The sequence below is a fragment of the Treponema pedis genome, from assembly GCF_017161325.1.
Lineage (GTDB): Bacteria > Spirochaetota > Spirochaetia > Treponematales > Treponemataceae > Treponema_B > Treponema_B pedis.
In genome coordinates this window covers 1,071,422-1,096,956 of sequence record NZ_CP045670.1, presented here as the reverse complement: position 1 = coordinate 1,096,956, position 25,535 = coordinate 1,071,422, and the positions used below count along the sequence as shown (strand labels likewise).

Here is a 25,535-nt window from a genome sequence, read left to right as displayed (position 1 = left end):
TTATGCATACGGCATTTTAGGAAAATTCTTATGAAAAAATATCTATTTACCGCATTTTTTGTTTTTACAACTTTTGTCTTATTTGCTTCTGAAATGATAGAAATACCTTTTCTGTATGATAAAGAAAATAAGAAGATTTTTGTTTATGCAGAAATAGGCAAGAAAAAAGGTTATTTTATGTTTGATACGGGGTGTTCAACTTCTATTGTTTTTGATAAAAAAGAAAACTATAATAATTTTAAAACTGTATCCAATATCAATGAATCTTACTATGTCCTAAATTTGAAAATACCTGATGTACGGTATTCTGCTGACAGTTTAATATTGGCAGGTAATAAATTAAACTTAAAACATGAATTTAATGTAACCGATGAACCTCTGCTTGTTAAATTTTTCCCCGGTATTGCAGGAATCATAGGTTTAGATATATTTAAGAATAAAATCTTTGAAATATCAATGACGGATTCACTTATAAGAATTTATAATGAAAAACCTGATAAGTATATGATATCAACATCGGTTTTTATTGACGATTTTAAAGAACATTATCGTATAACAATACCGTTAAAAAGTAACGGAAAAACGTACAAAGCTATGATAGATACCGGATCTATTAAAACAGGACTATCTGAGGACTCGCATGATGTAAAAATAAATTCAAATGTTAAGATAAAAGTTTTTAATCCTACAGCACATCCTTATAAAAAAGATTACTATGCTGTAAAAAGAACTATTGAGTTTATGGGTTTAAAATTTGAAAATAAGATTTTTGAAACATTATCTATTGACGATATGAATATAGATATAATCGGTATGGATATATTATTATATTTTGATATGCTTTTTGATTTGCGAGATAATGAAAACCCTCTGTTTTATTATAAGCAAAGAATTCCAAGTGAATACTTTAATCTTTTTATTGATAGTCATATAGAAAATAAACTTCGTATTTCGATTTTATTTGATGAAAATAATTATGGTTTTATAGAAAGATTAATAGAACATTCTTCTGCATGGAATGCAGGACTTAGACCGGGAAGCATAATAACAAAGATAAATTCCCGTCCTGTATTGGAATACAGTATAAATGATATTAAACGTTTGACTAATACGGCGTTTAAAATAACCTATATTGATTCCAATGGTAAAGAAAAAACCGTTAAGATAAAACCTAAGAAGATGTTGTGAGGCTTGTTTGTATATGAAAAAATTATTTATGATAGGCCTTATCTTATTTTCATTACAAATATACGCAGTTGATATAATCCCGTATTGGTCGTTGGGAGATGTTAAACTCGGCGGTCTTTTTAAGAAAAATACCCCCCAAAGCTTCCTTTGATTTTAATGCTTCAGCGTTCAAATTTTATTTTTATGATAGGGATACAGGTCTTAATTTTTCCTTAAGCCCATTTTATGTTGATATAACAAATATTGCAAGTCAAAAAGGTGTAAAAGATGCAAAACAAAGTATTTATGTAATGTCGTTTATAAATACCGAATTGGATTTTAATACCTTATATCGTGTTTCCGATAAATATAATTTAAATCTTTTTACAAGCTTTCATATAATAGATCCTATACTGATTTCCCGTTTTCAATTTAATGCAGGGGTGGAATTTGCTATTACATCAGAGTCTACAATTTTTCCTGCAAACAAATATTCACTTAAAGCAAAACTTTTAAGTATAAGGTCAGGTATTAAATACACGTACACGGAAATTACAAAAAAAGAGCCTGTGTTTTTTTTGGATATAGGTATAGATATAGGGTCTGCATTATTTATTTTTAAACCTAACTACGAAAAGACATTAAAACAAAAAAAATAGGTATGAAACTTATCACCCAATTCGACGGCACCGATTGCGGGGCGGCTTGTCTTGCTATGGTTGCTTCGCACTACAAAGCAAAATACTCTGTAACATCAATCCGTGAAATTGCCGGAACCGATACGCACGGTACTAATCTTGTAGTGCCCGCAAAAGCGGGCACTGCTATGGGCTTTTCGGTGCAGGCACTTAAGGGCAATTAAGAATCCTTACGCTTTTCCAAGAGCTTTTTATCCTCATCGAATAGAGCTTGCTGCAGCCTGCTTTGTGTTTCAAGCATTTGGTAAAAGCTAAAACAACAGGTTTAAATTGAGCGGCTAAGATAAGAATGTTCATCTTAAAGATGAGTTTTGTAAAAATGCAAAACACCGTCTATTCATATATATGACTGTGCATATCAATTCACCGCTATAGGAAGTTCAAACTTTCCGTAACGGTGAATTTTAAGGAATCCAAAAGCGGGATTCTCCAGCAGTTTTGCTTGTTCACTAACTGTTTTGTAGTACCTTAGGGGGAACTCCTTGTAATTAAATTTAGTTATTTTCCCTTTGCCATTTATTTGCAATATCTTTCCAATTTATTTCTCGCTTATCTGTTCCTGTCCAGATATTCCAAAATTCAGGGTCTTTTGATTTTGGTCTATTTTTTTCATCGAGTGTATTCATTTCTACAATAACGGGGATCGGGGCTGCCCATCCTAATAAAATTGCTTTTTTAGTTGGTAGTATCGGCAATTCATTGAGAATACCGCCTAAATTATCCGGCACCAATTTTTTTACCATTTCTTGATCTTTATCATTAACTAAGCGATGAAGTAAAAAAGTATTGCATTGTGATAAAACCGTTTGCGATAATTCTGATGGTCGCTGAGATGAGAGTAACAAACCTAAACCGAATTTCCTGCCTTCTTTTGCGATCTTTTCAAATGATTGTGTACATAATCTATTTGCCGTAATTTCATCTGCATCTCCATCGTAACGTTTAATAAAATTATGAGCTTCTTCTACCACTAACGTAGTCGGCAATATGTTTCCTGTATTTCGCCTATATCGTTGATGTGCTTCAAATATTACCCGTGATAAAACAGATACAATTACAAATAATATCTCAGAAGGTAAAAGAGATAAATCAATGATGTTAATGGTCCCTTCATCAGTACTACTCCCGATATACGATTTAAGCCATTGTTCAAGTGTAACCTCTTCTTTTGTTGCAGTTTCAACAACAGAAGCAATCCTCGAATCTGTTAGAATACTGCGAACTCGCATCATAAAAAAATCCATGAATTGTTGAGCATTACTTTCTTGAACTAAATGCTCCAGATGACTTAAAAAGTCTTCATTCTTAAAAAAAACGGGACTATCTTCATCTGGACCTTGATAGCTTTCTAACTTTCCAAATGCACTTTCGCTATTAAGAATAGCATTACAAACCTTATGAATGTCATCTAAATTAAAAGCTGGATAATAATTATTCTTATTATTTCTAGGTCTTCGCTCAAGAACTAAATCAATTGCGGCTATGATTTCCTCTATTTTTTTCTTCGGCTCATTTTGCAATGTGTTTAAAAACGTTGTAAGAGATTCTCTTGCTGATTGCAATGTCGCTCCTAAATTATCCTTGCCTGGCCAATTAGCAATTGCATCAATCCCTTGCCTTTCAAAATTTCTAAGAGATACTAACATACTGATTATAAATCTACGCGGGGCTATTAGAACATTGTTTTCATCAATACGTCCGCCACATCGAACTTCTCGAAGAGTACGGCGTAATAAAGGTCTCTGTGTTCTGCCGCTTGCAAGCGCAATCGAACTCCATTCATAACTATTCCACATCCAGCTTGGAACTTTTAATTGAGTTATAGTCTGTTCCTCTTGCATCGAAGGATGTAGCACAACTTGAAAACGCCGTATTGTGCATAGATTATCAAAAGCATTAGTATATTCTCCATTTGGATCAAGAATAATAAAACGAGAATTTAATTTTGCACCAGATGCTAATTCTCGTTCTGCCGTTTCAAGCGACCAGCGAATTAATCCTGCTACAGAACAAGATTTTCCGCTCCCTGTATTTCCCAGGACAGCAACATGCCTCCCAAATACTCTATCAGGGCTGATATAAATGGGTGCATTCGCAGCCATTGGTGAAATACCTATTTTGACCTTTGCCGTACTGTCTTTATTCTGAACGATAGCACGTAATTGATTTTGATCGGGAATAATCACAATATCACCGACTGACGGATAACTATAAACACCTCTTTCTATTTCATAATTTCCATTTTTTTCTTTTAAAATACCCAAGGGGCTAACTGAAAGTTTTCGGAGCGGGAAAGGGAGGTCAATTAAGTCAAAATCTTTATAACTTTTCCTTTTTGGATAAGGAGAATATTCTATTCCAATCCATGAAATTATGCCTATCAAGGCACCCGCCTCATTAGGAATAAGCACGAATCCATTTACTTTTGGAAACAGCTGCGGGATACCTGCATTTATTGCTGTTGCTTGCGGTGCATTAATTTCCAATAACACCTTTATTTCTTTAGGAGAAACAAACTCAACTGTTCCAATAGTTTGAGTTCTTGTATAATCGAATTCTTTATACATCGTTACCCTCTGCTTCTTCGCCCTTTTTCTTTTGGGTGTTTCTTTTTTCTTCTATTTTGTGTCTTCTATCGGAAATTCTATCGATAGCCGATTTGGGAAGATAATTCTCCGTTAAGGTTTTGATATGACCAAAATGATTCCCTATGAGCAGCGTTAATTGCGAAGCATTACAGTTATTGACAAACTTCTCAATACGCCCCGGGCTTCGAATTCCATCATTTTTATCCGCAGGTTTATCGCCTGCTTTATCAAAAGAAATAATAACCAAATGTGTTGAAGGAATAGTAAGCATATCACGAATGATAGCATTGATATGAGAATCACCAAAACCATAGCCGTATGTTACCAACACAGAATTAGGGCGGCATATTGCAGTGGAAAAATCTCTGAATAATTCAGAATAAGGGAAATAAGCCGTATCAATTCCTTTTGATGAATTAGGATAAATAACAACAGTGTCATAAGGATTACCGGTATTTTCTCCTCTAGGTTCTGAGCCGAATGGCATTGGGATTTTATGAATTTCTCCATTGCTAAAATGCCAATCAAGCGAGCCGTGTAATTTAGTATAACGAACGACTCCTTCCACATATCGCGGTTCTCCGCGAATGCCGGGAGGGTTATAATGAAAATCCAGTTCCATTTTATGCATTCTTAATGTGGGATCCAATTTTCCGATAAATCGATCAAGTGTATAAATTCCCGCTTCATCCAAAGCATACTCAATAAAACGATCGTAATTGGTAGTAAAAATATGCAGCCTATCCCGTGTCGCAGTACGGCTGCTGAAACTGATTAAAAAACGCCGCAAAAGAGCGAGTGCTTCCGTGCCTTTATCTGCAGCTGCCAATACCTTTTTTTCATTAGATTGCAAATTGGTTACTAAATTTTTAAGTTGGTTATTTATTTCACTTTCAAGTTCGGGAGTTTTTGAATCGTTTAAAATCTTCATTCCTTTGAGTAATTCGATTGCTGTTCGTAAATCGTCTTCAAAATTAGCTGCTCCACGTGAAAGATTTTCTGCTGCAGAATCTGCATATTTATGTATCTCTTCGTTACAGATATTGAAATCAATTCTCCCCATAGCTTGAGGTGTAACCCCAGCCTCATAACAAATACCTGTTGTGAGACCCGTACCAGTCAAAAGCGATAGATGCTCACTCTGAAAAACAGCAGTTAACCACGGTTCAATTACAGTACGTAAGTGTTTTTCATCCGGTTTATCGGAATTTTCAGGAACCTCATTTGCAATATACAAAATATGGTCTTGTTCCCAATTAATCGTTTGCATTTAATAATACCTCCCCACATATAAGAATATACTTACCTATCATCTACTCCCCCTCCACAATTCCAATCTCTTCTTCCGTCAACCCATACAGCGTATATACCGCCTTATCAATCTGCTTATCAAGAATTGCTGCCCGCTGTTCCAAGAGCTTTTTATCCTCATCGGAAATAGCCTGCTGCAACCTGCTTTGCGTTTCAAGCATTTGGTCTGCAAGGCTGATAAATCATGACTTTGTAGACACACAGATAATATTTTATGAAAATATATTTTTATTTGCATATTATTTATCTGTTTCATCTTGTTTTAATTCGTCAAAAGGTAAATCTTGAATAGCTTCATTCTCTTTTTTCAATTGTTTATATGCTTTCCCTTCTAATGTTTCTAATATTTTATCATCCACAATATAACTTATAACCTCTGTAACAATATATTTATGTTTTTCCTCTGTTGATTTTGTTTTTTCCCGCTCAATTCTTAAATTGCAGGTAATAATGAATCCGTTCTTAAACTCAATAAGACCATCATCAATACTGGTAATAAATTCTTCCGATTTCATTGTGAGTGTTATCAATTCGCCATTATAGAGACCTTTCCATTTTATATTTTTATTCATCTTTGTTAAAACCGGTGAAATAATTACAATTTTAGCATTTTCAATTATTTGATCAGTTAGTTCTTCTCGAACAATTATATAGTCTTTAAAATTATCTTGAGAAATTTTACCATACTCAAGTATTCTATTTTTATCTTCATCCTCACCTATAAATTCAACAGATTCTAATCTTTCATAGTTGTTTAATATTTCATAAAAATTAGATCTCCTTATTTTTAGTTGTTCATTTTTCTCAATTTCTTCCTGTTTCTTTTGGTTATCAAGCTTTAATGCCTTTATCTCTTCTCGTAATTTTTCTTTCTGTAGTTCCGATAGTTCCTTATCTTCAAACATACTATGTATTGCATATTTTATAGATTCTGTTATTGCGATAGAAAGAGGACTTATTAGACAAGTTGTTGCTATATTTACATAAAGTGCTGTAATAATACCGATTGCAATCTTTTTATTATCACTTTTTGATAAGTTAGTAGGTATTAGTTTAAAAAATTTCCTTATTCCGCCCGCTTGAGTTAATTCAGTTTCAAATATAAATTCTAACTCAACATATTTAGATATTTCTTTCATAAATAGGAGTAATTCATACTCACATCTATTTTCGATAAATGCATCTATCCTATGTTCTTTATCAGAAAAACAATAATGTAATTCTATAGTATTAGCATTTAGTTTTTTCATCAATGCATCGCTAGTTGCTATATTTATATCTTCCATCTTTCTCCTACCTCCCCTCCACAATTTTCACTTCTTCTTTCGTCAAACTGTATAATTGATATACCGCCTTATCAATCTGCTTGTCAAGAATTGCTGCCCGCTGTTCCAAGAGTTTTTTATCCTCATCGGAAATAGCCTGCTGCAGCCTGCTTTGTGTTTCAAGCATTTGATCTGCAAGGCTGATGAGCGGAGCTTCTTCTGCGTCGGAAACGGATATAAGCGGTATTGCAAGCAGTGGTTCTTTGTCTACTTGGAAATTGTTGCCCTGCATTTTTCCCTTGTGTTTGAGCCAAAAGCGGGCAAGTGTAGAATTTAAAAGAGCCGTTAAAAATTTTAGATTAAATCTATTTGATTGAATAACAAATAAGGCTCTCGAAGCGTAAAATGAATCCTTTGTATAGTAAAATCTTGGAAATAAAGTTCTTCCTTGAGAAATAATTTTTTCTTTTCCTTCTACAAAAAATTTTTCTTCTCTTTCTCTATGAAGATAGTAATATGGTTTATCCGGTGTTTTATATTTTATTTTTGCTTTTTTTAGCTCGGGTTTATATTTATCAAAGTGACTAAAAAAATTAGGGAAATTTGATAACTTTTGGTTGTTAAAATTTTGTGCCGATAAATAAATAATGTATTTATCAGTAGGTTTGCAAGCATATCTATCAGATAAACCTGTATAGTACGGTTTTATAAATTGCTGTTCTGCTTCTGAAAAATTAGATATATCGTTTACTATAAAACATTCATCAGGGGCTCCTACAATTCCTTGAATAATTTCATCTTTTTCAAAAAAAGTATTACCGGCTGTCTGTATTTTATTCAAAACTTCTGCAATTTTCGGATTCAAAAATAAAATATAATTATCAAGACACTGTGATTTTTCTATATGCGCAGTAAAATAAGTATTTCCGCCTGCATTATCATTCACTAAAAAATCAACAACTTCCGAAACTGAGGACTTATCATTATTAAGACGGGAATAGGGTACAGTATAGCTTTCGGCGTCTTTTGTTTTTTGCATAATATAAATCATTGTTTGAATCGAAGCGTTTTCAAAAACATTATAATTACCAAAATCCGTATATTTTAATATTTTTGCATTATTGAGTATAAAATTTCTAAAACCAGAAGCACCTGCATTCGTAATCCAATTATTAGGTGCAATAAAACCGATGAGTCCGTCATCTTTCAAAAAAACAATCCCCTGATATCCAAAAAAATACCATAAATCCATTTTTCCCTGATAGCAAGGATGAGAATATAAACCTTCAAAACAATCGCGATTGGTATATTCTTTGACATACGGCGGATTTCCTATCACGCAGTCAAAGCCGCCTTGTGCAAAGACTTCGGGGAATTCCTTGTCCCAGTCAAAAGTGTTGATTTTCCTCATGGCTTCATCGTCAAAAAGGCTTAAATCTTTTTCGTTGTAATAGTCGGAGCCGACAAGACTGTTGCCGCATTTGATGTTTGAATCAAGTGAGGGTAAAAGGGTTAGATCGGAAAATGTAAAAAGCTGCCCCTGCGTCTCGCTGCCTTCGTTTTCCAAAAGTTTTAAGTAAAGCGACAGTTTTGTAACTTCCACCGCCTGACCGTCTATATCCACGCCGTAAATATTGTTAAGCAATATTCGCTGCTTTTCTTCAATCGTGAGCTTATATGAACCGCCTGTAGTTTCGTAAATGAGATTCTTTTTAAGCGCATCTCCTCGCTTCTTTTCATTTGAATAATAGTCCAAATGATAATTAAGCAGCTCTTGATAGGCTTCCACAAGGAAGGAGCCTGAACCGCAGGCAGGATCAACAACTTTGAGCTGTGCAATATATTTAGGGCTTTTTCCCCTTATCTTTACACCTATTGTATTTTCAACAATGTAGCGGACTATGTATTGAGGCGTATAGTAGACACCGCCCGCCTTTTTTACCTCAGGCTTTTCTTCGATAAGGGCGGTGTGCCCTCCTTTTACATTTCGGAATTTAATGGTTTTTCCCAAAAACTGCTCGTAAATATTGCCGAGTATTTCCACCGGTAAAATCGAAAACTCGTATGGACATTCGGGATAATACAGTCCGTTTATAATGGAAGAAAGAACCGCATCGTCAATAACCAAACTGCGCAGCCAATCATGCGGTTTGAAAAGTCCCGAATTATATTTTGCGTTTGCCTTGTCAAACACGGATTGCAGCCTTTGATAGACCGCACCGCTTTCGGTTGTTTTTTTAAGAAGAGCGTATTCTTCCATCTCCTTATCTTCTGCAATCCGCAAGAAAATAATGCGGTCGATAATTTTTTGTACGGCAGTATTCAAATGATAAATACTTAAAGAAGGATTGCGTAAGGCGATATTTTTTGCCAATTCCGTCCGCCAACTTTCAATCAGTTTAAGCAATTCCTTATCAACTTCGGAAGTGCCCTTTTTATTTTTATTTTCCTGAATATATACATCAAAGCTGCCCTTTAAAATTGCCTCTTTTGAAAAAGTATTAAAAATAAAATCGAAGTGCTTATGATATTCGTCAAAGGTACAGTAAAAGATACGGGCGGTACTCGGCTTATCGGACGGAGAAGGCTTTATGCGAGTGTCGTACACGGCAAATTCTTCAAAATCGGTGAGTATACACAAGGGAAGTTTTGCCGTATACCCGTACCGCCTTACCTGAAATGCCGGTTCAAGGTCATCTTTGATATTAACGCTCGGCTTTTTTGCTTCTACAAAAAACTTCCTTACTCCGCCTATTCTAAACGCATAGTCGGGAGCCTTAACCTTGCCGCCTATCGTTACCTTATCTTCACGGATTACCTCGCGGTACTGCTCAGAATACCCTTTTTCATTCCTCACGTCCCAGCCCAAAAGCTCAAAAAACTTGTCGATAAAATCGTGCGGGTATTTGCTTCATCATAAGCCGATGTATTGTACTGCTTTTTATTCCTTTCAAATAATTCCGTCAACTGCGTAAGACCGGTTATATGTTCATCTGACATATTCATAAGTAACTCCGTAAAGTCTAATTGCCTTTGATTATACCACATTCTTATAAAAAAATCAGTAGTTGCGGTTAATGGAACTCGATCCCTTTAACTGCCCAATTCAATATTGTGTTTTACTTTATGGGAAATTTTAATAATTAACCCTCAACCCTCTTGAAATACAAGGATATTTGCAAGAGAACAGATTGAATTTACTACCAATTTACTACTTTTGAGGAAAAAGCCTTGATGTGCTGTAAAAACTCTTGCAGATAGAAGTATTTTACCACAGATACAAAAGGTATGTTGTGGGAATCAAGATTAAATAGGAAATCGTAAAAGCGGTGATCTTTCGCTTCTGTTAAAGGAAGTATAAGAACACCACTTTTTTCATGCCCATGTTACGAAGTAGAAGTAAATTAGGGCTTGAAATACAAGGCTTTCAGAGGGCGGTTTTGACAAAGTAAGGGGAATATACCTTTTCTTTCAAAATCGCCTTTTAACTGCGTAACAAATAAAAATGAAAGAAGTATCAGTATAACAGTTTTTAGAGTAGAAAAAGGCAAAACTTTTTAGTTGCTTGAAATCTGGACATGAGGGCGAATTCTTGTTGAAACATCAGTATATAAATCCACATCAAACCCTTCTGCCACTTCAAAACTTACAAATATACAATATGGTATTTCGTTTTTCTTAAGTTTAATTGCTTCCTCTCTACAATTTACTTTTATGATAAGGTCATCATCATTCCAGACGATTGGGTTTTCTCCAATAAAAATCTCATGTTGTAATGAACCTTTACGAACTGCCTGCCATTCTGTATTTTGCCTATCTGGAACAAGCCCCTTTCCACCATCATCAATATTAAACCATAGTTGTGCACCTCGATATGTTTGCTTATTTGGTACAACAGGAGAAAGATAGGCCAATGTAACAGTCAGCTTCCGTTTCATTGGACGAGTCGAAAAGTCTACAGGAAGCGGGAGTCTAAATATATCCCCTTCGTCTTTCTTTAATGCTCCAAGTCCGATAAGAGTTATACGTTCTTTAGTGCACTCTATAACACGACTTATATTAGGGATACCGTTTCCAATCCATTTACTTAATTGCTTTGGGGAGGTTTTCATTGATGAAGCAAGCTTATTAGCAATAGATTCCCATGATGCACCATGTGTGAGCATAGCTTTCAAAAGAATTGCAGTAGAATCTACTGGCATTTTGACACCTGTTTCGTCAAGAAATATCTGATTCAGCACATCATGGCATTTTGCCGCTTCATGTGTTATTTGAGCAGCAGCATCGCTCGTTCCAAAAGAGAAAGCACATCCATCGGTATTCCCCATTCCATATGGAACAGCAGACAAACATCCCGGCTCACGCGAAGATTCCACCCAATCAATTTTGCCATCAAATCTTCCTCTAATAAATTTTCTACCACCATAATAAAACAAGTCCGGAGTAATGATAGAACGATATCCTTTTCCAATTGCAGATATTGGTGATGGTAGTCCTCTGTCAACAGCCCAAATAAAACGATCGGTTTCATTTGTATCGGTAAAATCATCGTACAGAGCACCGATTGTAATCCCATTCAAACTTTCTGATGGTGCCAATATTTTAAGGTTACGCTGATTATCTTTTATAGTCTCACCAAAAACATTGCTCCTTTGTGTTATATCGAGAGATTTTAGTTCATCGAAAGTTGTTTCTACAAAATTTACAATCTCAGGGTGGTTGCCGGCACTTATGATAAACAAAATCTTATATTTATAAGCCAGAAAATCAAGCAAGCGCGCAGTTGGACTCATTGTGACAGCCAACTGTCGCACAGGGTCTCCAATAGATAAATTAATTACTCTAGTATTGGGTGCTGTTGCACTCTCCTGACCATCTCCTTCCATCATTCTCTTTACAGCTCGATGAAGAACATCAATAAACATGCTATCATCAGGAACAGCTTCTGTTATCTTATCAAAGCCGTTTTGTTTCGGTCGTAGGACAGGTCGCACATAAACAGGACTACTAATAGGAATGTCATTCCTTTTAATGTCACCATAAATTACCAGGGAAACCATTGATGTACCGTGAACACGATATTTACTTTCATATCCCGTCGCATAGTCATCAGGGTCATCAACTATGACTCGTCCACGAAGCAGGCGGTGATTCTGCATTGGCATACCATCGAAAACAGCAACCACAGCATCACCTATCGGTAATGATGTTTCTTCAGTAGAATTATATATTTCTGAATCCGTTGCGGAAACAAATACAGACTGACAAACAGGACGAAAGAACATGATATCATCAACTTGTGACAATTCGATTTCTTCATATCGATTAACTAAGCTCTCAATAGAAGTTCTTGGTAATTCAACTAACATACCATGGTAACATATTTCATCTATTATACATTCCTGAATTACATGTCCTTCTAACGATCGAATTTCGTGATGAATCGTTTCGGTAGAAATACTTCTTTTTGCTGCATCACTTCTAAAGAACAGTTCAATTTCGAATGGAACAGGAGAATTCCCATCAATTTCTAGCGATTCACGCCAATATTCTAAAGCGTGTGTTTCTTCAATTCTATCCCTTGAATCCCATTTCCTTAAATCTTTTATATGGGTAAAAATATCACGGAGTCCTACAAAACCCCGCTTGAATACATTAGTTTCTCCGTTTTGATATCTTTTCCACAATGATAATAATTGCAACATCGCCTGTTGATTAGACATTACGCAGTATAACTTCCCGTTTAGTGGAGTATTAAGTTTTTCATTAGAGGTGTTGTCAACTTGGTAAAAATCATCATCTGGATCAAATGGTTCAGTCTCGCTGTCAAATATCCATTCAAAACCATCCGTATTCTTCACTGCCGTATAGAAATTATCAACAGTTCCGATTATTTCAAAAACCAAAGCAAATTCAGGGTTAATCCCAGTGAGAGATTGCTGAATCTTTAATGCCTTCTGTTCAAAAGCAGTTTTGAGTAAAGTAAAAGATGGTTGTAGCCGAGTGAACTGCTTTCTAAAAGATGGCCTTACTGTCTTTGTAAATACGGGAGGCTTGTGTTCACGATCTGCTCTCTCTGGAGACGGAAATAATATTAAAGGTCTGTCTGGCATATTTCTAATCCTCCATTATTTTTATCTGCAATAATTACTTGAGATTGCCAACTACGAATTACTTTCTCGGTAATTTCCTTCGCATTATCATTCGGCAGACTTAAAATATATTGTCTATAAACTGATAATGCAAATTCCTCTGCTTCTGCATAACTTATACCTAATGTTTTCCTCGCAAGTATGCTTGGTTGCAAACCAAACTTAAAATCTTTTTCCTTTTCAAAGAAACGATAATACTCTTCTAGATTGTTTCGAGTTGGTTTTGGTATTTCTAGTCTGATTTGGAATCTACGCCATGCTGCTTTATCAAGCAAAGTATCATGATTTGTAGCAGCAATAACAATAACATAACTTGGAAGCGCATCAATCTGCATCAATAAAGAACTTACTACACGTTTAATTTCACCAGTTTCATGGGTGTCACCACGTTCTTTCCCGAGTGTTTCAAACTCATCAAAAAATAAAACACATTCTCTGGTTTTCACATAATCAAACAACCTTGATAATCGGGATGCGGTTTCTCCGAGATAAGAACCTATAATACTTTCATACCTAACTGTAAGAAGCGGTATCATCAATGCTTCAGATATTGCTTCTGCCAATGAAGTTTTTCCGTTTCCAGGAGGACCAATTAAAAGAATTTTATTTCGTGGTTCTATGCCGTATGATTGCAGCAAATCGGAACGGTTTTGTTCTGTTATTAAATCTTGACAGGTTAATTTAATATGATTTGGAAGAATTAAATGATCTAGTCTTTTTTGCGGAATCTTTTCCATAAAAAGATTCTGTTCACTTGTTCCACCACGGATAGTCGCTGGTGAAAGTACATTATCTTTAGCGATAGCTTTATGCGATTTTTTTAATAATTCATCAATTTTTGCTGCAAGTACTGTATGCTGCTTTGAACGTTCTTCGGCACATAAGGCCTCAGTAGCTTTCCTAAAGTTTGAAGAATCATTTATTAAACCGTATTTTATTAACTCACATAGCAAATCTGCTCTTGCCATAATTTTTTTACCTCCTCAAATTTTCAACGATAAATGGCAAGTGGTTTTATAATAGACCATCCGGAATATCGATGAAATTATTTTCACAAAAATACAAAAAACTTTTTACCGCTAAATTGCTTGGCATAACATGACAATTTTCCCAGCGGTTAATAGTTGAATAGCTTACATTTATTGCATCAGCAAGCTGTTTTTGACTTAAATTAAGTTTCTTTCGTACAAAAATAACAAACTCCGAAAATGCCATTAGTACACCTCTTTTCCGATACAGCATCTGCTATGTTTTTATCTATGTCAATATAGCAGATGCTGTATTTTTTTTCAAGAGTTCCGCTAAAGAAAGAATCCTATTCATGTAAATGTAAAATTTCATAAGCTATAGCTTTTTTTACAATCCGATTGATGTTGACCCCGATTTTTTGAAGCTCTGCCGTCATTTTCTTTATATCGCTGTGATCGACCTGAATGATATATCCGTCTATCGCCATTTTCAGAAGGTACGCTTCCATATTTCTTGTAGGCACCTGTTTCATTTTTTCTTCAATCAAGTTTCGTTCTTTTTCCGTAACACGAAACTTAATTTGCACATTTCTTTTCCTGTTATTCATAGGTGAATTTCCTTTCTGCGTTCATAGAGGGTTTGGGACACTTCCCAGCAAGCAAAATCTCTACCGCCGGAACTGCGGAAAATAGAGATTTTTTACGGAAAGGGTACCCCTTTCCTATGCTTGCTATTCCACTTCTTTCTTAATCTCTACAACAACGGAAATTCACTTTTGCCAAAGATGGCAAATTAAAAGACAGTAAGAAAAGCAAGTGAAAAGAATGATGGCAAACAGAAAATTGTCAACCATGAAGATATAAGCCATTTTGACATTTTTGATTTTATATGATATAACACTCTATGACTATAAATACAAAAAAAGTCATATAGTATTTAGGGGAGAGTTATGGCTACTGCTTTTACCGATGAAGAAAAAGAAGCAATTAGAAAGAAATTACATAAGGTTGCAAAGGATTGTCTTAAAAGATATGGGGTTAGGAAAACCACAGTTGACCAAATGGTAGAAATGGCAGATATTTCCAAGGGTTCTTTTTATAATTTTTATGCTTCAAAAGAAATGTTATTTTTTTCAGTCTTGGAAGAATATCAAATAGATATTATGAACTGTCTGACGGAACAATTAGGACAAGAAAATCAAATAAATGCAGATCAGTTTGTGCGCTTACTATATGATTTTTATCAGGATTTTCGCTATTCATTTGTGTATACCATTTTCAAAAATCATGAAATGGAGCTACTCATAAGAAAATTGCCCAAAGAAGTGATAAAAACCCATCATCTCTTAGATGATAGAATGGTTGAAAAAATTGTATCCCGAATCAATATTAGAGAAACTTTATCGGTAGAAATTGTCTCCGCTTTATTTAGAACGATTGCTATGAGCATATTACACATCGAAGAAATCGGCGAAAAGCAATTTGATACGATATTAAAATTATTAATACAAGGAATTGTTGGGCAAATTATTGAGGAGGATAATAGTGAAAGAGGCAATTAAGACAATAAATCTTTCTAAAAAATATGGAAAACATCTTGTTGTTGATGACCTGAATCTATCAATAAAATGTGGTGAAATAGTAGGTTTTTTAGGGTTGAATGGTGCAGGAAAAACGACAACTATGAGAATGCTTTTAGGATTGATAAAACCTACAACAGGAGAATGTTATATCCAAGGGAAAAAGGTAGACCAATATAATTTAGAGGTTCGGAATGAAATAGGTTATATTATTGAAACGCCTTATTCTTATCCGGACTTAACTGTGAAGGAAAATTTAGAAATTGTTAGTACATTAAGAGGGGTTAGAAATACAGATAATATTGACAAAGTAATTGAGAAATTAAAATTAAACCAACATAAAAATAAACAAGTAAAACACCTTTCTTTGGGAAATGTTGCTCGCTTAGGAATTGCAAAAGCTATTATTCATAAACCTAAAATACTAATTCTCGATGAGCCGACCAACGGATTAGACCCTTTAGGAGTTATTGAGGTTAGAGAACTATTAAATGAATTAGCGAATGTTCTCGGTACAACGATTCTTATTTCCAGTCATAAACTGGAAGAAATAGCTAAAATTGCTACCAGAATAATAATTATACATGAGGGTAGACTGATAAGAGAAGTTGAGAGTAAAGAATTAGATAAGTACTTAGAAAAAAAGTTGTTAGTAAGCGGTTCTGATAACAGGGCTATAAAAGAAGTATTATCTAATAAAGGCTATCAAGTGGATCTCAAATCAGACTTAGAAAATAATATCTGTTTCGTGGAACTGACTGATATAAAATCCGTGAAATATCCGGAAGAAATTGCTAAATTGCTGGTTAATTCAGGTTATCCCCCAAAACTTCTGACTGTTGAAAAAGAAGATTTAGAAAATTATTTCGTTAGAATAATTCATGACTACAATGAAGGAGCGCATAATGAATAGGATTGTTTCCTGTATTTTAATTGAATGGAGAAAGTTGATAAAATCAAAACTTTCTATAATAACTCTTTGTTCGATCTGTTTAGTTCCTTTTATTGTTGGGCTATTTGCAGTTATGATGAAATATCCGGAGTATTTAAAAAATCTTGGTTTGATTTCTGCAAAAATAGAGATGATTAGGATAACGGATTGGTCATCATACTTTATGGCATTATCGCAAGTAATTTCTGTTGGAGGCTTACTCATTTTCGGTTTTACAACCTCTTGGGTTTTTGGCAGAGAATACTCTGATAAAACAATGGTAGACTTATTAGCACTTCCAATCAAAAGAGATACGATAGTATTATCCAAGTTTATAGTTGTCGCCTTATGGAGTTATATTATATCTATTTTTGCACTTTTATTAGGATTGTTGGCCGGTAAATTGATTGGACTTGCCGGTTGGAGCTCAATAATATTTTTCAAAGGAATGCTTACTTTTGGCTATTGTACTACCCTTACGGTTTTACTCTCTACTCCGGTTGCATTTTTTGCCTGCTTAGGGCGTGGGTATTTATTACCATTGGCGTTTATTATTTTTACAATGCTTTTTTCTCAACTTGGTTCAGCTCTTAATTTAGGTGAATATATTCCGTGGTCTGTTCCTGCACTTGCAAGTGGTATTACAGGAAAAGTGATATTTAATTTAGGGGGCGTAATCAGTTTATTGGGGATAAGTATTTTAGGATTGATTTTAACAATAGCTTGGTGGAGATACGCTGATTATAATTAAAAGGAAGTGGTGAAGATGATACTAACAGAATGGCTGTTATGCCCTATCTGTAAAAATAAAACAGGGTAGAAAAAACCTTAAAAAGAGTATAATATTAACAATTATTTAGAGAGAAAAATAGAATTTAGGAGGTAACGATAAACAAGATTACTTGTATTTGTTTAGGTGTTAAAGATATGGAAAGGTCAATCAAGTTTTATAGAGACGGTTTAGGATATAAGACTGATTGCAGAGAAAATAATCCGCCGGTATGCTTTTTTGATACTCCGGGAACAAAGTTCGAACTATTTCCTTTGGAACAATTAGTTAACCGGATTATTCAATTCAATGTATGATGAGTTACCGGTACTAAAACCAAAGAAAAAGAAATGAATTTGTCGTGTTAAAAGGATAACTATGACGCAAACCGAAAGAAGAAAATATTTAATCGGTGAATTGATAAAAGAAAACGCCGAGTATAAACAGCTTACGATTTCTCAAATTCCGCAAGATGAAAAGGCGCAGGAAAATCTGTTAAGGAGTTTATTCAATGTACGGCCGCCCGTTCCCGTTTCTTCCGCATTTATAAAAGTGCAGGACGAATACTTGCAGGAAGAACTGCGCAATAAGGGCGTTGTAGATTATATGAGTTTGGAAGAACCGGAGCCTAATATCTACTTGTGGAAAGGAGATATTACCCGGTTAAATACGGACGGAATTGTCAATGCGGCAAATGACGAATTGCTCGGCTGCTTTATACCCCGCCATGCCTGTATTGATAACGCCATTCACACGAGTGCGGGAATACAGCTGCGGCTTGCCTGTCATGAAATTATGCAAAAACAAAGGCATAAAGAAAAAACGGGCAGCGCAAAAATTACTCCCGCTTTTAATTTGCCGAGTAAGTATGTGCTGCATACCGTAGGGCCGATTGTAAGCGGAGCGGTAACCGAACAAGATTGTATGCTGTTGCAATCTTGTTATACCTCCTGCTTGGAACTGGCGCGGCAGCACGCACTGAAAAGTATTGCCTTTTGCTGTATCTCCACAGGGGAATTCCGTTTTCCGAACGATACGGCGGCACGGATTGCCGTACGCACGGTAAAGGATTATTTACATACCGTGCAAAGCGGTATAAAGGTTGTATTCAATGTATTTAAAGAACAAGATGAGCGTATCTACAAAGCCTTACTCCGACAGCATTAGCATAATCGCAGATACATTAAAAAAAGCGGACGCCGTTATCGCCGGTATCGGAGCTGGAATGTCAACGGCGGCAGGCTTTACATATTCGGGTGCACGGTTTGAAAAATACTTTTCGGATTTTCAAGCTCGATACGGAATACAGGATATGTATTCAGGAGGCTTTTATCCTTTTCCGTCTTTGGAAGAATATTGGGCGTGGTGGAGCAGGCATATTTATTACAACCGCTACGATGTTCAGGCAGGAAAGCCGTATACCGATTTATTTAAAATCTTACAAGATAAAAATTATTTTATTATCACTACGAATGTAGACCATCAAATACAAAAAGCGGGCTTTGATACTAAGCGGTTATTTTACACTCAAGGCGATTACGGATTGTGGCAGTGCTCGGTACCCTGTCATAATAAAACGTATAGCAATGAACAGACGGTAAGAGAAATGATAGAGCGGCAAAGCGATATGAAAATACATTCCGCATTGATTCCGTATTGTCCCGTATGCGCCGCTCCGATGACGATGCATTTAAGAAGCGACGGCACCTTTGTTGAAGATGAGGCATGGCATCGCGCACATAAGCGGTATACCGATTTTTTAATGCGGCATGAAAATAAAAGAAATGTTTTTCTTGAATTAGGTGTCGGAAACAATACACCCGGTATTATTAAATATCCGTTTATGAAAATGACGCGGCAAAATAACAATGCCCGATATATCAGTATCAATATGGAAGCATATCATATTCCTCCGGAACTAACGGAGCAAACGCTTTTTATCCAAGGGGATATAAAAAAAGCGTTGGAAGATATTTCGGAAAAAATAAAACGGTAATTGCCGTAATAATTAAGTCTTCCCTACTGGAATAAGTCGGCGGTAACCTATATACTTAAACCGTATATGAAAACAAAATATTTTTTTCTATTTTTATCTGCCGCACTGATTATAACCGCTTGCAGCAATACGGAGACAAGCGGTAACTTAAAAAGTGCCGGCTCGGCTAAACAAGAGGTTACAGCCTCTCTCGGTGCGGAACCTGCCATTTTAGATGCCGCGAAAGCCTCGGACAGGTACTCGTTTATAGTCCTCGATTATATAAATGAACATTTAACGAATATTCAAACCGAAGACGGAAAACGCAGTATTTTACCCGGCATAGCGGAATCTTGGAAGCATAATGAAGATTTTACCGAATGGACTTTTTACTTGCGTGAAGCGTTTTGGTCCGACGGAGTTCCCGTTACCGCAAACGATTTTGTGTACAGCATACGCAGAATTATAAACAAAGAATCGGCATCGCCTATGGCAATGTATTATGATTATATTAAAAATGCACAAGCAATTTTAAAAGGCACGGCAGAGTACAGCGAAATAGGAATAATTGCCGAAAATGAAAAAACGCTTAAAATCTTTACCGAAACTCCCGTCAAACATCTTGATGAGTTGGCTGCAAAAATTCCTCCTCAGAGAGAAGATTTTATAAACACCTTTGAAAAGTCTTACGGAAGCGATGCCGATAAGATAATTTGCTGCGGAGCATTTAAAGTTGCAAATTGGATTCATAACAGTAAAATAGAACTTGTAAAAAATGAAAAATTTTGGAACGCTGAAAATGTAAAACTTGAACGGCTTACTTTTAAAATAATAAACGAAGAAAATGCGGCCTTAGGAGAACTTATCGGCGGCGGAATAGATATTGCAAATGCAGTTTCAATCAATTGGATTGATAAATTAAAAAAAGATACCGGCATTGCGGAAATTACCGGAACGGACAGCCGTGTTCAATATGTTTTTATGAATCAAAAAGACAAACTTTTTTCCAACAAAAAAATAAGACAGGCCGTTTCGGCAAGTTTAAACCGTGAAGAAATTTGCAGCGATTTGTTTGACAACATTTATAAACCCGCTTACGGTTTTGTTTCTCTTTCAACGGAACTGGAGGGGCAAAATTACAGAAACCTTGCGGGAGAACCGATAAAAACTCTTATACAAAAAACGCCCAATCCTAAGGCTCTTTTTATCGAAGGCTTAAAAGAACTCGGAATGAGCGGCAACCCCGAAGAAGTTACTATCGAAATAATGTTCCCTACAAACGAAAGTTCCAAGTTTAACGAGTATTTACAACAAAGCTTATCGAAAACACTGGGAGTAAATATTATACTTGATAAAGTGGAGGGCACGGTTTTTAAAAAACGGAACAAAACCTTGGATTATCAAATCGGATTTAAATCATGGGCAGGCGGTGTAGATTCCCCCGCACGTTATTTGGATTTGTTTTTACCCGGGAATAAAATTGTTCCTATAGGTTGGGAAAACGAAGAATACAATAAACTTGTAACGGAAGCAAAACAAAGCACCGATTTTAACAAACAACTTGAAGGGTACAAACGTGCGGAAGAAATTCTTCTTGTAGAAGAATGTTGTATTGCGCCTTATGCCAACCAAACTTATAATATCTTTATGCAAAAGAGATTAAAAAATGTAATGCAATTTTATCAGGGAACTTATAATTTAAAATATAGTTATATTGAAGATTGATTTTAAGCGGCTCAAATCTGAATTGATATAATCCGCACTTACTTATTTTATCCCGAAAAAATAAACCCCGGTACACTTTTTTAAATGTCGGGGTTTATTTAAATATCGGCTGCCCCTATTCTTTTTTTCCGATAGCGGCGCGGATTATTTTTCCGTTATGTGTTTTAGGAAGAGCATCAACGAATTCCAAAGAACGCGGAGCCTTGTATAATGCTGCATTTTTCTTGGCAAAAAACATAAGCTCCTTTTCTAAACTTTGACTCGGCTGGTATGTGCGGTTTAAAACTACGAATGCTTTTACCGCCTGACCGCGCTTGGGGTCCGGCACCCCGGTAACGGCACACTCAAATACGGCAGGGTGCTGCGAAAGCACGGATTCCACCTCAAAGGGACTTATCCTAAACCCCGAACTTTTTATTAAATCGTCCGTCCGCCCTTCAAACCAAAAATACCCGTCGCTGTCGCGATAAGCGGAATCGCCTGTATAATATAAACCGTCTTTAAACACTTCGGCGGTTTTTTCTTCATTTTTATAGTATCCGCCGAACATTCCCCACGGAACTTTTTTATCCAGCCTTAAAACAATTTCACCCGGCTCTCCCGTTTCGCAGCTTGTCCCGTCCGGACGGATAATATCTATATCATACCCGGGGGCAGGCTTTCCCATAGAACCGGGTTTTATTTTCATTCCCGGGAATATACCGGTTGCAAGTGTAAGTTCCGTTTGACCGTAACCTTCTCTAAGCTCTATACCGGTTTTTTTCTTAAAAGTATCAAAAATATCCGAAGTCAAAGCCTCTCCGGCCGTAGTACATTCTTCCAATGCCGAAAGGTCATAATTTTCGATTGCTTCGTGAATAAGGTAGCGGTATACCGTAGGCGGAGCGCAAAACGAAGTAACCTTATACTTCTCCAGTTTTTCAAGCATTTGCCGCGGAATAAATATTTTCATATCATATACAAAAACGGCACAACCGCAAAGCCACTGCCCGTAAATTTTCCCCCACATAGCCTTTGCCCAGCCCGTTTCCGCAACGCTTAAATGTCTGCCGCCTTCTTTAACATGCTGCCAGAATTTTGCCGTCGCGATATGCCCGAGCGGATACAAAAAATTATGCTCCACCATTTTCGGATTTCCGGATGTGCCTGAGGTAAAATAAAGAAGCGCAGTATCTTTTCCGCAAGGGTAAGAATCTCCTTGAGGCGGCGTAAACTCATCGCTCATATTTTTTACCAGCTCTTCAAAAGAAATCCAACCGTCCATTTTATCGTGTACCCAAACTAAAAGAGGTTTATTATAAGCGGCTTCGGCCGCTTTTTGAATTTCCTGCTGTAAATTTTTTTCCTGAACAGCTATTATCATTTTAATACCTGCAGACTGAATGCGGTATTCTATATCGTGAGAAGCAAGCTGAACTGTAGCCGGAACCGCAATCGCTCCGATTTTGTGTAATGCAGGCAAAATAAACCAAAATTCATACCGTCTTCTTAAAAAAAGAAGCACGGTATCGCCCTTTTTAATCCCCATTGCCTTAAAAAAATTGGCCGCCTTATTTATCCGCTTTGCAAGCTCTCCGAACGAAAAAAATTTCTCTTCCGTATCATCACACCACACGAGAGCTTCCTTTTCGGGCTGCTCGGCGGCTATTTTATCTATTACATCATAAGCAAAATTAAAATGCTCAGGCGTTTTTAAAGAAAAAGACTCATATACCGTATCCCAATCATCGCTTTTGGTATAATCAATATAATCGTTACAAAACATATTAACTCCACGGATAATTAGACACGATGAAAATAAAAAGGTTGCAAAGAGAAATATGCTACGGCACCGATTACCGGTTCAAAATAAACCGTGTTGATTCACTTAACTTTTTTTGATATAATTTTCTTTATGATAAAGGCTTGTATTTTTGATTTAGACGGAACATTAACCAATTCTCTTAATTCCATTGCATATTTTGTAAACAAAGAAATTTCAAAATACGGAATGGCTCCGATACCTTCCGAAGATTTTAAAACGCTTACAGGTAACGGAGCCCGCACTCTTATAAAACGGGTTTTGGAAAGATACGGAAAAACGGATACGGAGCTTGAGAATAAAATCTTAAAGGAGTATAACGCCGCTTATGATGCGGACGCATTATATTTATGCACCGCTTATGCCGGAACTCACTCCCTTATAAAAACTCTTACCGAAAAAAGCATTTCCGTAAATGTTCTTTCAAACAAACCGCAGCCTACAACCGAAAAAATAGTAAAAACCCTTTTCGGAGAAAACACTTTTTCCTGTATTTTCGGGGCACGGGAAACCGTACCGCTTAAACCCGACCCGGCAGGAGTTTACGAAATCCTTAAAATAATAAACGTACAAAAAGAAGAATGCCTTTACATAGGCGACACCGCTACGGATATCCAAACGGGAAAAAATGCGGGGCTTGTTACGGTAGGAGTATTATGGGGTTTTAGAGAACTTAACGAATTGCAAACCGCAGGTGCGGATAAAATAGTTAAATACCCGACCGATATTTTAAACCTTATACACGTAAATTAAATCCCTGTGTAAAATTTTATATACTTACGGATTTCCGTTTTAAGATTTTTTTAAGCGTTTACGCTTTCCAACAGTTTTTTATAATAACCTGCAACGCAATCATCGGGGAAAATATCCAAAGCCTTATCGAAATACTTACCGGCTTTTGATAACTCTCTATTAAATATTGCCTGTACGCCGTGCTCTATATAACCTTTAGAGCGGTGTTTTAATTCACGTACGGAAATATCATCGCAGTCATAAACTTCAAACAAAAAATTTTCTTCGTTTAAAGCCGTCTTAATTCTTTGTATAGGACGTATATAATGACCGCCCTGCTCGTTAAGAGCCGCAAAAATCCTGTCGGAAATAATTATAGATGAAGTATACTTTTTCGTAGACTCCTGCAAAATTTCGGCAATATGATAAGATTTTGAAATTATAATACTGTCCATTCGATGTATATTGCCTATTGTCCCTAAAAGGATATCTCCGAAATCTATTCCTATACCTACTTTAAGCGGCGGAGAATTAGGCGGCGCAATTCGGTTTTCCATAATCGATTTTTGTATTTCGATACTGCATAAAAGAGCCGAGTCGGCTCCGTCCGGGAACAATGCAAAAAAACCGTCACCCAAATATTTTGTTATAATCCCGTTATACTTACGCACAATAGGAGCTACAAGAGCAAAATATTCATTCAGTAAATCGAACACCTCATTGGGAGAAAGTTTTTCGGAAGTATGCGTAAAAGAACGTATATCTATCGAAAGTATCGGCATTTTTAATTCCACATTATCCCCGAGGCTTACTTCGGTAATGGATTCTTTTTGTAAAAGACCTACAATTTGGTCGGGAACAAATCTGATTAAAGATTTATTTATTAACTGCATTTCGGCATTTAAATCTTGAATCTTTTTAATTGAATTTGCATATTCGTTTAAAACCATAACGGATAAAATAACGATTGAAAGCATAGAACCTATATGGATAAAAAACGAATCCGGTAAAAATCCGAGCGATACCAATAAATCGTATATACTGAACAAAATCAAAACCGCCAAGGCGGTAAAAATCCAACCGGCAAGCTCCCGCTTTTTTATCAAACCCGCCGCGGGAACAATAAGTGCATATATAATACATAAAAATGCAAATATCTGATAATAAATTAAAATACCCGAAGAAATTTCAGGCGGCAAAACTAAAGTTGAAACTGCATAAATACAGGAAACCGAAAGGATAACCGTATAAGGAATTTTCCAGCATATATTTAATGCACGTTTTAAAAATATAGTAAAAAATATTACAGGAAGCGGAACGGTAACATACCTCAGAATAAAATTTAACCGCCACGGCATTTCAGTAAAAATAATCGGAGCAATATGAGGGTAAAAAACAACTCCCCGTATTGCCAATGCAATGGACGCAAACGAAAACCAAAGAACAAATGATGCCTGCTTATAAAAAAACGACAACAAAAAAAGAAAACCGCAACGGTAAAAATAACGGCAAAAAGCCCTGCATGAAAGATTAAACCGCTTCGGAACATATCGCCTACACTGTTAACCTCTCCTAAAATTAACGAAGAAGAAAACCCGGCTTTTCTGTTTCTAAAATTGGAAATATTGATAATTATATCCACCGTTCCGTCAGGCTTAGGTCTAAAGGCTGCCTTAGAAGATTTTATACCGGGAATTTCCGTTTCTTTATTTATCCCCGGCTGTCCCTGCCTTGTTATATCCCTTCCGTGAATAATAACGGCGGAACTGCTCAATGCATGACCCACATGCAAAGCGTAAATACCTGTAGGCTCCAAACCTGAAATATGCAGCCCGTAAGAGCCGTATCCGAATCTCGAATTTAATACCGTATC

General features: G+C 36.1%; 24 protein-coding genes. 12 read left to right on the top strand and 12 right to left on the bottom strand.

What is annotated here, in order from left to right:
- The first annotated feature begins 30 nt into the window (after positions 1-30).
- The 4 genes from DYQ05_RS04770 (at position 31) to DYQ05_RS04760 (ending at position 2,029) form a co-directional block, all read left to right on the top strand.
- Positions 31-1,188, top strand: coding sequence for a PDZ domain-containing protein (locus tag DYQ05_RS04770; protein WP_206183936.1), 1,158 nt, complete (start codon positions 31-33; stop codon positions 1,186-1,188).
- A 13-nt stretch (positions 1,189-1,201) separates the two neighbouring features.
- A complete protein-coding gene (locus tag DYQ05_RS13655) occupies positions 1,202-1,339 on the top strand; it encodes a hypothetical protein (RefSeq protein WP_252723522.1) in 138 nt (45 codons plus the stop codon).
- 139 nt (positions 1,340-1,478) lie between these two features.
- A complete protein-coding gene (locus DYQ05_RS13650) occupies positions 1,479-1,826 on the top strand; it encodes a hypothetical protein (protein ID WP_252723521.1) in 348 nt (115 codons plus the stop codon).
- 2 nt (positions 1,827-1,828) lie between these two features.
- Entirely contained in the window at positions 1,829-2,029 is a 201-nt protein-coding gene (locus DYQ05_RS04760; RefSeq protein ID WP_252723520.1) for a cysteine peptidase family C39 domain-containing protein, read from the top strand.
- Between the two features lie 330 nt (positions 2,030-2,359).
- Here the strand turns inward: DYQ05_RS04760 and DYQ05_RS04755 are convergent, their stop codons facing one another.
- From DYQ05_RS04755 to DYQ05_RS04705, 10 genes are all read right to left on the bottom strand, one after another.
- Positions 2,360-4,432, bottom strand: coding sequence for an ATP-binding protein (locus tag DYQ05_RS04755; protein ID WP_020964797.1), 2,073 nt, complete (start codon positions 4,430-4,432; stop codon positions 2,360-2,362).
- Positions 4,425-5,723 carry an SIR2 family protein gene (locus DYQ05_RS04750; protein ID WP_020964796.1) on the bottom strand — a complete coding sequence of 433 codons (1,299 nt, stop codon included), beginning with the start codon at positions 5,721-5,723 and terminating at the stop codon, positions 4,425-4,427. Before DYQ05_RS04750 ends, DYQ05_RS04755 begins: the two co-directional genes overlap by 8 nt.
- Before the next feature lie 43 nt (positions 5,724-5,766).
- Entirely contained in the window at positions 5,767-5,925 is a 159-nt protein-coding gene (locus DYQ05_RS04745; RefSeq protein WP_020964795.1) for a hypothetical protein, read from the bottom strand.
- 78 nt (positions 5,926-6,003) lie between these two features.
- The gene (locus DYQ05_RS04740; protein ID WP_020964794.1) at positions 6,004-7,050 is read right to left on the bottom strand and encodes a hypothetical protein; all 1,047 of its coding nucleotides are present in this window, start codon (positions 7,048-7,050) and stop codon (positions 6,004-6,006) included.
- 7 nt (positions 7,051-7,057) lie between these two features.
- Positions 7,058-9,886: an Eco57I restriction-modification methylase domain-containing protein gene (locus DYQ05_RS13645; RefSeq protein ID WP_020964793.1), complete on the bottom strand. Its 2,829-nt coding sequence runs from the start codon at positions 9,884-9,886 to the stop codon at positions 7,058-7,060.
- Positions 9,883-10,035, bottom strand: coding sequence for a hypothetical protein (locus tag DYQ05_RS04725; RefSeq protein ID WP_206184163.1), 153 nt, complete (start codon positions 10,033-10,035; stop codon positions 9,883-9,885). Before DYQ05_RS04725 ends, DYQ05_RS13645 begins: the two co-directional genes overlap by 4 nt.
- A 551-nt stretch (positions 10,036-10,586) precedes the next feature.
- Positions 10,587-13,142 (bottom strand): S8 family peptidase, encoded by a 2,556-nt coding sequence (locus tag DYQ05_RS04720; RefSeq protein WP_020964791.1) that lies wholly within the window; start codon positions 13,140-13,142, stop codon positions 10,587-10,589.
- Positions 13,124-14,149, bottom strand: coding sequence for an AAA family ATPase (locus DYQ05_RS04715; protein ID WP_020964790.1), 1,026 nt, complete (start codon positions 14,147-14,149; stop codon positions 13,124-13,126). Before DYQ05_RS04715 ends, DYQ05_RS04720 begins: the two co-directional genes overlap by 19 nt.
- Before the next feature lie 46 nt (positions 14,150-14,195).
- Complete coding sequence (locus DYQ05_RS04710; protein WP_020964789.1) at positions 14,196-14,396, bottom strand: helix-turn-helix domain-containing protein; 201 nt, start codon at positions 14,394-14,396, stop codon at positions 14,196-14,198.
- Positions 14,397-14,496: 100 nt separating this feature from the next.
- Positions 14,497-14,757 (bottom strand): plasmid mobilization protein, encoded by a 261-nt coding sequence (locus DYQ05_RS04705; protein ID WP_024465655.1) that lies wholly within the window; start codon positions 14,755-14,757, stop codon positions 14,497-14,499.
- A 342-nt stretch (positions 14,758-15,099) separates the two neighbouring features.
- On the opposite strand from DYQ05_RS04705, the gene DYQ05_RS04700 reads away from it, so the two are divergent.
- The 7 genes from DYQ05_RS04700 (at position 15,100) to DYQ05_RS04675 (ending at position 21,129) form a co-directional block, all read left to right on the top strand.
- Positions 15,100-15,711, top strand: coding sequence for a TetR/AcrR family transcriptional regulator (locus DYQ05_RS04700; RefSeq protein ID WP_206183935.1), 612 nt, complete (start codon positions 15,100-15,102; stop codon positions 15,709-15,711).
- Complete coding sequence (locus DYQ05_RS04695; RefSeq protein WP_206183934.1) at positions 15,695-16,642, top strand: ABC transporter ATP-binding protein; 948 nt, start codon at positions 15,695-15,697, stop codon at positions 16,640-16,642. The genes DYQ05_RS04700 and DYQ05_RS04695 overlap by 17 nt, the downstream gene beginning before the upstream one ends.
- On the top strand, positions 16,635-17,411 hold the full coding sequence (locus DYQ05_RS04690) for an ABC transporter permease (protein ID WP_206183933.1): 777 nt from the start codon (positions 16,635-16,637) through the stop codon (positions 17,409-17,411). The genes DYQ05_RS04695 and DYQ05_RS04690 overlap by 8 nt, the downstream gene beginning before the upstream one ends.
- 137 nt (positions 17,412-17,548) lie before the next feature.
- Positions 17,549-17,746, top strand: a complete 198-nt coding sequence (locus tag DYQ05_RS14460) for a VOC family protein (RefSeq protein WP_435372828.1) — start codon at positions 17,549-17,551, stop codon at positions 17,744-17,746.
- Positions 17,747-17,807: 61 nt separating this feature from the next.
- A complete protein-coding gene (locus DYQ05_RS04685) occupies positions 17,808-18,596 on the top strand; it encodes a protein-ADP-ribose hydrolase (protein ID WP_206183932.1) in 789 nt (262 codons plus the stop codon).
- Positions 18,541-19,425, top strand: coding sequence for an SIR2 family NAD-dependent protein deacylase (locus DYQ05_RS04680; protein ID WP_429615637.1), 885 nt, complete (start codon positions 18,541-18,543; stop codon positions 19,423-19,425). The genes DYQ05_RS04685 and DYQ05_RS04680 overlap by 56 nt, the downstream gene beginning before the upstream one ends.
- 66 nt (positions 19,426-19,491) lie before the next feature.
- Complete coding sequence (locus DYQ05_RS04675; RefSeq protein ID WP_024467807.1) at positions 19,492-21,129, top strand: peptide ABC transporter substrate-binding protein; 1,638 nt, start codon at positions 19,492-19,494, stop codon at positions 21,127-21,129.
- Positions 21,130-21,244: 115 nt separating this feature from the next.
- On the opposite strand, the gene DYQ05_RS04670 is transcribed toward DYQ05_RS04675, so the two are convergent.
- Complete coding sequence (locus DYQ05_RS04670; protein ID WP_206183931.1) at positions 21,245-22,894, bottom strand: AMP-binding protein; 1,650 nt, start codon at positions 22,892-22,894, stop codon at positions 21,245-21,247.
- A 129-nt stretch (positions 22,895-23,023) separates the two neighbouring features.
- Between DYQ05_RS04670 and DYQ05_RS04665 the strand changes: the two genes are divergently transcribed.
- Entirely contained in the window at positions 23,024-23,683 is a 660-nt protein-coding gene (locus DYQ05_RS04665; protein ID WP_024468893.1) for an HAD family hydrolase, read from the top strand.
- Positions 23,684-23,733: 50 nt separating this feature from the next.
- On the opposite strand, the gene DYQ05_RS04660 is transcribed toward DYQ05_RS04665, so the two are convergent.
- The gene (locus tag DYQ05_RS04660; RefSeq protein ID WP_252723546.1) at positions 23,734-25,137 is read right to left on the bottom strand and encodes an adenylate/guanylate cyclase domain-containing protein; all 1,404 of its coding nucleotides are present in this window, start codon (positions 25,135-25,137) and stop codon (positions 23,734-23,736) included.
- Between the last annotated feature and the right edge of the window lie 398 nt (positions 25,138-25,535).

Bases quoted from the DNA above. Each gene is read 5' to 3' on its own strand.
- DYQ05_RS04665 (WP_024468893.1), top strand. From the start codon at position 23,024: ATGATAAAGGCTTGTATTTTTGATTTAGACGGAACATTAACCAATTCT.
- DYQ05_RS13655 (WP_252723522.1), top strand. From the start codon at position 1,202: ATGAAAAAATTATTTATGATAGGCCTTATCTTATTTTCATTACAAATA.
- DYQ05_RS04740 (WP_020964794.1), bottom strand. From the start codon at position 7,050: ATGGAAGATATAAATATAGCAACTAGCGATGCATTGATGAAAAAACTA.
- DYQ05_RS04725 (WP_206184163.1), bottom strand. From the start codon at position 10,035: ATGAATATGTCAGATGAACATATAACCGGTCTTACGCAGTTGACGGAA.
- DYQ05_RS04675 (WP_024467807.1), top strand. From the start codon at position 19,492: ATGAAAACAAAATATTTTTTTCTATTTTTATCTGCCGCACTGATTATA.
- DYQ05_RS04750 (WP_020964796.1), bottom strand. From the start codon at position 5,723: ATGCAAACGATTAATTGGGAACAAGACCATATTTTGTATATTGCAAAT.
- DYQ05_RS04760 (WP_252723520.1), top strand. From the start codon at position 1,829: ATGAAACTTATCACCCAATTCGACGGCACCGATTGCGGGGCGGCTTGT.
- DYQ05_RS04680 (WP_429615637.1), top strand. From the start codon at position 18,541: ATGTATTTAAAGAACAAGATGAGCGTATCTACAAAGCCTTACTCCGAC.
- DYQ05_RS04755 (WP_020964797.1), bottom strand. From the start codon at position 4,432: ATGTATAAAGAATTCGATTATACAAGAACTCAAACTATTGGAACAGTT.
- DYQ05_RS04670 (WP_206183931.1), bottom strand. From the start codon at position 22,894: ATGTTTTGTAACGATTATATTGATTATACCAAAAGCGATGATTGGGAT.
- DYQ05_RS04770 (WP_206183936.1), top strand. From the start codon at position 31: ATGAAAAAATATCTATTTACCGCATTTTTTGTTTTTACAACTTTTGTC.
- DYQ05_RS13650 (WP_252723521.1), top strand. From the start codon at position 1,479: ATGTCGTTTATAAATACCGAATTGGATTTTAATACCTTATATCGTGTT.
- DYQ05_RS04715 (WP_020964790.1), bottom strand. From the start codon at position 14,149: ATGGCAAGAGCAGATTTGCTATGTGAGTTAATAAAATACGGTTTAATA.
- DYQ05_RS04700 (WP_206183935.1), top strand. From the start codon at position 15,100: ATGGCTACTGCTTTTACCGATGAAGAAAAAGAAGCAATTAGAAAGAAA.
- DYQ05_RS04720 (WP_020964791.1), bottom strand. From the start codon at position 13,142: ATGCCAGACAGACCTTTAATATTATTTCCGTCTCCAGAGAGAGCAGAT.
- DYQ05_RS04705 (WP_024465655.1), bottom strand. From the start codon at position 14,757: ATGAATAACAGGAAAAGAAATGTGCAAATTAAGTTTCGTGTTACGGAA.
- DYQ05_RS04690 (WP_206183933.1), top strand. From the start codon at position 16,635: ATGAATAGGATTGTTTCCTGTATTTTAATTGAATGGAGAAAGTTGATA.
- DYQ05_RS04745 (WP_020964795.1), bottom strand. From the start codon at position 5,925: ATGCTTGAAACGCAAAGCAGGTTGCAGCAGGCTATTTCCGATGAGGAT.
- DYQ05_RS04710 (WP_020964789.1), bottom strand. From the start codon at position 14,396: ATGGCATTTTCGGAGTTTGTTATTTTTGTACGAAAGAAACTTAATTTA.
- DYQ05_RS04685 (WP_206183932.1), top strand. From the start codon at position 17,808: ATGACGCAAACCGAAAGAAGAAAATATTTAATCGGTGAATTGATAAAA.